This window comes from Bacillus sp. JJ1503 (assembly GCF_036965125.1).
In the GTDB taxonomy this organism is placed as follows: Bacteria; Bacillota; Bacilli; order Bacillales; family Cytobacillaceae; genus Cytobacillus.
In genome coordinates, this window is record NZ_JBALOZ010000114.1 from 1 (window position 1) to 6,092 (window position 6,092).

General features: G+C 36.1%; 10 protein-coding genes. 7 read left to right on the top strand and 3 right to left on the bottom strand.

The window, feature by feature from the left end; translation table 11 throughout:
* Positions 1-34 precede the first annotated feature (34 nt).
* Positions 35-598 carry a GNAT family N-acetyltransferase gene (locus V7149_RS10085; protein ID WP_335345518.1) on the top strand — a complete coding sequence of 188 codons (564 nt, stop codon included), beginning with the start codon at positions 35-37 and terminating at the stop codon, positions 596-598.
* A gap of 70 nt (positions 599-668) precedes the next feature.
* Here V7149_RS10085 and V7149_RS10090 read toward each other — a convergent pair whose 3' ends face one another.
* Positions 669-827: a hypothetical protein gene (locus tag V7149_RS10090; RefSeq protein ID WP_335345504.1), complete on the bottom strand. Its 159-nt coding sequence runs from the start codon at positions 825-827 to the stop codon at positions 669-671.
* Positions 828-1,049: 222 nt separating this feature from the next.
* On the opposite strand from V7149_RS10090, the gene V7149_RS10095 reads away from it, so the two are divergent.
* Positions 1,050-2,408, top strand: a complete 1,359-nt coding sequence (locus V7149_RS10095) for an MATE family efflux transporter (RefSeq protein ID WP_335345505.1) — start codon at positions 1,050-1,052, stop codon at positions 2,406-2,408.
* A gap of 45 nt (positions 2,409-2,453) precedes the next feature.
* On the opposite strand, the gene V7149_RS10100 is transcribed toward V7149_RS10095, so the two are convergent.
* On the bottom strand, positions 2,454-3,227 hold the full coding sequence (locus tag V7149_RS10100) for an SDR family oxidoreductase (RefSeq protein ID WP_335345506.1): 774 nt from the start codon (positions 3,225-3,227) through the stop codon (positions 2,454-2,456).
* 170 nt (positions 3,228-3,397) lie between these two features.
* Between V7149_RS10100 and V7149_RS10105 the strand changes: the two genes are divergently transcribed.
* The 5 genes from V7149_RS10105 to V7149_RS10125 all read left to right on the top strand — a co-directional run bounded on the left by V7149_RS10105 (position 3,398) and on the right by V7149_RS10125 (position 5,552).
* A complete protein-coding gene (locus V7149_RS10105; protein ID WP_335345507.1) occupies positions 3,398-3,640 on the top strand; it encodes a spore germination protein in 243 nt (80 codons plus the stop codon).
* 15 nt (positions 3,641-3,655) lie between these two features.
* On the top strand, positions 3,656-3,898 hold the full coding sequence (locus V7149_RS10110) for a spore germination protein (protein WP_335345508.1): 243 nt from the start codon (positions 3,656-3,658) through the stop codon (positions 3,896-3,898).
* Between the two features lie 56 nt (positions 3,899-3,954).
* The gene (locus tag V7149_RS10115) at positions 3,955-4,437 is read left to right on the top strand and encodes an Hsp20/alpha crystallin family protein (protein WP_335345509.1); all 483 of its coding nucleotides are present in this window, start codon (positions 3,955-3,957) and stop codon (positions 4,435-4,437) included.
* A gap of 46 nt (positions 4,438-4,483) precedes the next feature.
* Positions 4,484-4,963 (top strand): Hsp20/alpha crystallin family protein, encoded by a 480-nt coding sequence (locus V7149_RS10120; protein ID WP_335345510.1) that lies wholly within the window; start codon positions 4,484-4,486, stop codon positions 4,961-4,963.
* Between the two features lie 160 nt (positions 4,964-5,123).
* A complete protein-coding gene (locus tag V7149_RS10125) occupies positions 5,124-5,552 on the top strand; it encodes a hypothetical protein (RefSeq protein WP_335345511.1) in 429 nt (142 codons plus the stop codon).
* 63 nt (positions 5,553-5,615) lie between these two features.
* On the opposite strand, the gene V7149_RS10130 is transcribed toward V7149_RS10125, so the two are convergent.
* Positions 5,616-6,092: CAP domain-containing protein (locus V7149_RS10130; protein ID WP_335345512.1), on the bottom strand; the 477-nt coding region annotated here is incomplete at its 5' end.

Below are 6,092 nucleotides of genomic sequence, written 5' to 3' on the forward strand. Positions count from 1 at the left end.
GGAGAAGGACTGTCCTCAAACTGGAGGGATAACCTTGCTCAAGAAACGTGATTTCCATGAATGCCATGATTTATATGATTTAATGACGCATCCAGATGTCTTCCCTTTTGTACGCCAAAAAGCCTATTCCTATGATGAATTTGTTTTTCTTACAAAGCAAACGATAGAGGCCGAAGAACGCGGTGAAATAATATCACGTACCATTCTTGATGAGTGGGGTGCTCCAATTGGGACAATTAACTTATTTGATTTCGAAGATAATGCAGGCTTTTTAGGTACTTGGCTAGGAAAACCTTATCATGGAAAGGGCTATAATAAATTAGCCAAGGATGCATTTTTCAACGAGCTCTTTTATGAAATAGGCATTGAAACAATTTTTATGCGGATTAGAAAAGAAAATATACGTTCACAAAAGGCAGCTGAAAAGCTTCCATATGTACTTCTTGCCAATGAATCAAGAAAATTGGTTTATGATCAGCTGAATGCGACTGGTATCGCTTATAATTTGTATGAGATTCCTAAAGATTTATATACATTTGAAGTTCTGCGGCATAGAACTTCATCAGGTCAAGAGTCAACACATTTAATGGAAGCATAATAGGAGCAAAAAGCCGATGGAGGGACCGTTGGCTTTTTGCTTTTTAATATAGCCAAATTCAATTTGTTGTTTAGTCTGTGATTGTTGAATCCATTTCATCAGATTTTTCACTTATACCCATTTGTCCCATTAGTTCTTCTAATTCTTCATTCGTGAGTGTTTCAAAACGACCATCTTGAAACATTACCTGTGTCTGATTAGGATTAATTCTATTTATATGAAAGCTCATATTTTTCCACTCCTTTATTATACCCAAGATTAAAGCATTTCTTTATTACATATATTTCGCAAAATGATCTTCTTTCATTCATGATTTTTAAAATTTCACATAATTGAAAAATCATTATACCAAACTAATGACACTTCACATTCCACAATGTTTTTAAGGTATTATTGATTAGGTATATGATATAATTTCTTTTTTGAACTAAAAATGGAAGAGGAATCAATAATGAATCAAACATTCACCAAAAAAGATAAATTAAAGCAATTGTTAACGATATTAATTCCGATTTTGATCACACAGCTTGCTATGTATTCTATGAGTTTTTTTGACACGATGATGTCAGGGCATTATAGTTCAAAGGATTTAGCAGGAGTCGCAATCGGTTCATCACTTTGGATGCCTGTTTTTACGGGGCTAAGCGGAATTTTATTATCGATTACGCCTATTGTAGCGCAGCTCATTGGGGGGAGAAAAAAAGATAAAGTAGCCTTTTCTGTCCTTCAAGGGGTCTATCTTGCTGTGGTCATGTCCATTATTGTACTAATTTGTGGGGGTCTTGCACTTAACCCGATTCTTAATGCAATGAACCTAGAGGATATCGTGCATTTGAAGGCACATGGCTTTTTAGTAGCTTTAAGCTATGGGATGGTTCCACTATTCGTATACAGTGTACTCCGTTCATTTATCGATGCATTAGGGAAAACTCGTGTATCGATGTTTATAACTCTAATGGCCTTGCCAATTAATATCATTTTTAATTACTTGCTGATTTTTGGGAAACTGGGATTTCCTGAGCTTGGCGGTGTAGGATCAGGGTATGCAACGGCTATAACCTATTGGCTACTCTGCATTATTGCCTTTATAATCGTCCATAAAGCTGTTCCCTTTTCTTCATTTGGAATTTTTCGGAAGCTTCATGCTGTTTCTTTTGCTAAATGGAAGGAAATCCTTGTCATCGGAATTCCTATTGGCTTTGCTATCTTCTTTGAAACGAGTATATTTGCTGCGGTTACTTTGTTTATGAGTAAGTTTACTACGGCAACCATTGCTGCTCACCAAGCAGCATTAAATTTTGCATCCCTCCTTTATATGGTTCCACTAAGTGTTTCTATGGCCTTAACGATTGTTGTTGGTTTTGAAACTGGAGCTAAGCGATTTAAGGATGCGAAAGAATATAGCTGGATTGGTATATCCATTGCCGTAATTATGGCTACCATATGTGGAATATTATTATTTTTTACCCGTTCAGAGGTCGCTGGTATTTACTCAAATGACCCTGAAGTAATAAATCTTACCGCTCAATTCTTAATTTACGCAATATTTTTCCAGCTTTCGGATGCTATTCAAGCACCAGTACAAGGGGCTTTGAGGGGATATAAAGATGTCAATATTACCCTTATTATGACCTTAATTTCCTATTGGGTCATTGGTCTTCCTTTCGGCTATTTTCTGGCAAATTACACGAACTGGGGAGCATTCGGTTATTGGATTGGTTTAATTACCGGTTTAGCTGCTGGGGCAATCTGTTTATCTAGCAGGCTTGTGCTTATTCAAAGGAAACCACTTAAGCAACAAGGTGCATAATTTAGCTAAGATGGGGAACTCTCAGGTTCCCCATCTTTTTTTGAATTAATCTCTGAATGCCTTTCCTAAAACATCCTTTCCACCGGTTACGGAGATGATGCTTCCTGTGATAAAATCTGAATTTTTATCGATAAGAAACGAGATCACTCTTGCAATATCCTCTCCGGTTCCAGGTCTGCCAATTGGGGTGTCATAATTTACTACTTCTGCAGCTTGAATAATCTCTTTGTCCTTCCAATCCCCTGTGATATCACCAGGACAAACCATATTGGCTGTAATTTTATATTTTGCCTCTTCCAGTGCAATCGTTTTAGTTAATGAAGCAGCGCCACTTTTTGCGGCAGCAAATGCAGATCTGTAGATCCAGCCAGGTGCCGTCTCAACCCTGTCAAAGCCAATTGTGATAATTCGGCCCCACTCTTTTTCCCTCATTCCAGGCAACAACAATTTACTTAAATAAAATAAAGCATTTAAATTCCCGTTGATGATGTATTTCCATTCGCTAAAGGAATACTCGGTTAATACTTTCCTTTCATGCATATAGGGACCCGCATTATGGACTAATATATCGATACTTGAATACATGGACAAAGCCTCATCTATAACTTTTTGGCATTCTTCTAAATTTGCGATATCTCCGCCGATAGCGATATTTTTCGTTCCAAATTTTTTGGATAGTTCTTCGGCAAGTGAGACAGCTTCCACTTTGCTTGTTCGGTAATTGATTACAAGATGAACATCATTTTCAGCCAGCTGATAAGCTGTTCTTTTGCCAATGCCTGTTGCTCCCCCTGTTATTAAAGCTGTTTTTCCTCCCACAGAAATACCTCGCAATTCCATTTATTTTTAAACCTTCCTAATCAATATACTATTAAGAACAATAAGGATATGCAAATGAAATGAAATTCTAAACGTATTTATTTTATTAACGATTAGGCGGGTACCTGCATACCTTAAACCATACGAATGAAACTAAAGGAAGTGTAAAGATGCAAACAGTTATCAACATATTTAGCTTAAAGGTAAACAGTGTTGCTACTAACGGATCCATTACTATTGGAGAGGCATTTTACAATTCCCCAACTGCAAATACGAAATCACAGGGTCAGAATTCATCCTTTGGCGACTTTGCTCCACCGACTGCAGCGATGGAAAATGTATTTATTGATCCAGATTTAAATGATCAAGGGGACATTGCCTCTGTTTCTCCGGTCAATGCCAACCAAATATAAGGATAGTGAACCATTATGCCATTTCAAATTAATATTTTTAATATAAAAACAAATGGAATTAACAATAATGGAGCCATTTCACTTGGTCCTACCATTCATAACAGCCATACTGCCAACTCAAAGTTTGTTGGTGCTAATATTGCTTTTGGTGATTTATCTCCTACTACATCGTTTTCTTCTAATGTTGTAGGCGATGTAGACGTTAGCGATCAAGATCAAATTGCTAACCCGTCTATTCCCATACAAAACCAAATATAACAGTTTGTTAAAGAAGGAAAGCATTTTAACTGCAGCTTCGAAAGGAGGATTGCTCCATGTTCCCCTGGAACCTATTCCCATTTAATAAAGATATGAAAAATATGATGAAACAGATGAAGCCGGATGAAATTGATAAATATGTCCAGAATATGATGAATCAAATGTTTCCGCAGGGAATGCAAGGGATGATGCAGCCACAAAGCTTCATGCCAGGCTTTCAAAACGATGCGAGGCAAAGCCCTCCATCATCTTCTTCTTCTTCTCTTCCTTCATCCGTTTTTGAGACTCATGATAATGTATTTGTAAGAATTCCTATAAAAAATGAACAATGGCTAAAAGACATGCGAATTTATCATACTTCCAATCAGATGATGATTGAGCATATACCTGAATTTGAGGATAAGAGCACCATCATACTACCAGCTCTTGTGAAGAAAAAAGGAGCTTCTGCGTATTTTAAAGACGGAATGCTTGAAATAAAAATACCGAAAAATGTTGATATGCAATATTCAGAAATTGATGTTACAGAAATCCTATAATCATGAAATGGGATGAAAGTCAAAGAAAATTGAAGGAGGAGATTCTGTGGATATTGAAAAATTGAAACAATGGCTAGAGTTAACAAAACAATATCAATCACAAGGATTTTGGAATGAAATTTTTGAAAATAACCAGGCCCAAGCTACAGAAGAACTAGCAACCAAATTTTTTTCAAATCAGGATATTTTCCCGCGTTGTGATGTATATGGAACTAACGAAAGCCTTATCGTTGAAGCAGAGCTTCCAGGCGTCGAAAAGGGTGATATTAAAGTATTTCTTCAGCAAAGTGAGCTTATTTTAAGGGGAGAATGTAAAACAGTTAGACCATCTATCAAGTATTATTTAAAGGAAAGACCGAATAGAACTTTTGAAAAAACGATAACAATACCTGCAGCCATTAATAAGCATGAAATCCAGACACAATTCGATAAGGGAGTTTTAACCATTATCCTTCCTTTTAATTATAGTGATAAGGAAAACATCCCTATAATGGTTGATCATGATGAATCAGCACCAATAGGTTAAAAAAATGAGGTTTTTTTATAAAAAGAGCAGACCAGTACCTCCTCTTAAAGAATCCCCTCCACCTCAAGTGGAACATCTTGAGCAGAAGAAAATAAATAATAAACTTATTGAACTCGAAAAGAAAATTGAACTATACCGAAGATTAAAAGGATCAGACGATATGAATAAAGTACAATCTAGAGTGAATGATTTAGAGGATAGATTGGAAAAAATCGAGCTAAAACATCGTCCAATCCAAGATGCCCATCTCAATAGAGAAAAGGATCAAGAACAACAGCGTACTCATAACTTTGAATTAACAATTGCTTTGCTAAACAATAAAATTCAGTTTTTAGAAGAAAAAGTCATTTTCCTAGAGAAACAAAATCAAAGAGAGTTGCATTCTCAAAGTCCTACCTTTATTGTTGATCATTTAAGTATCGAAAATATTTCTGTAGAAAAAATGGAATACGCCAATAATTTTGAGCAGCTTGGAATAAAGGAACTTTCAGGAAAATTAAGTATAGGAACAAGCTATGAGGGTCAAATTGATCCAAATAAATTGTCTGAAAAACTTGCGAAGCTAAAAGAGAAAGAGAAAAAGGAATGATTTGCTATAATAAATGAAAAAAAGAGCAGATTTTTAATCTGCTCTTTTTAACATGATTATATATTATTTTCCAATAAATTGTTGTGTCCAGTAGTTACCTTCTGCAACATATCCTACACCGATATGTGTAAAGCTAGCATTTAAGATGTTTTTACGGTGACCATCACTGTTCATCCATGCGTTAACAACTTCTTCAGGAGTACGTTGTCCCATAGCAATGTTTTCACCTGCTGAACGGTAAGTGATGCCGAATGACTTCATCATATCAAATGGTGATCCGTAAGTTGGGCTATTGTGATCAAAATAACCTTTATTTTTCATATCTAATGACTTTGCACGAGCAACTTTACTTAAGTTTACATCAAGCTGTAATGCTGGTACGCCATTTTTAGCGCGCTCTTGGTTTGTTAATTCAACCACTTTTTGCTCAAAAGCACTTACAGAAGAAGAAACAGGTGTTGTTGGAGCTTTAGCTGGTTGTTGTTGTACTGGCTTTTGCTGAACTGGTTTTTGTACCGGTTGTTGTTGTACTGGCTTTTG

What these genes read in the sequence shown, in the direction of transcription:
- V7149_RS10090 (WP_335345504.1), bottom strand. Translation starts at nt 827, where the DNA reads ATGAGCTTTCATATAAATAGAATTAATCCTAATCAGACACAGGTAATG.
- V7149_RS10095 (WP_335345505.1), top strand. Translation starts at nt 1,050, where the DNA reads ATGAATCAAACATTCACCAAAAAAGATAAATTAAAGCAATTGTTAACG.
- V7149_RS10105 (WP_335345507.1), top strand. Translation starts at nt 3,398, where the DNA reads ATGCAAACAGTTATCAACATATTTAGCTTAAAGGTAAACAGTGTTGCT.
- V7149_RS10110 (WP_335345508.1), top strand. Translation starts at nt 3,656, where the DNA reads ATGCCATTTCAAATTAATATTTTTAATATAAAAACAAATGGAATTAAC.
- V7149_RS10115 (WP_335345509.1), top strand. Translation starts at nt 3,955, where the DNA reads ATGTTCCCCTGGAACCTATTCCCATTTAATAAAGATATGAAAAATATG.
- V7149_RS10125 (WP_335345511.1), top strand. Translation starts at nt 5,124, where the DNA reads ATGAATAAAGTACAATCTAGAGTGAATGATTTAGAGGATAGATTGGAA.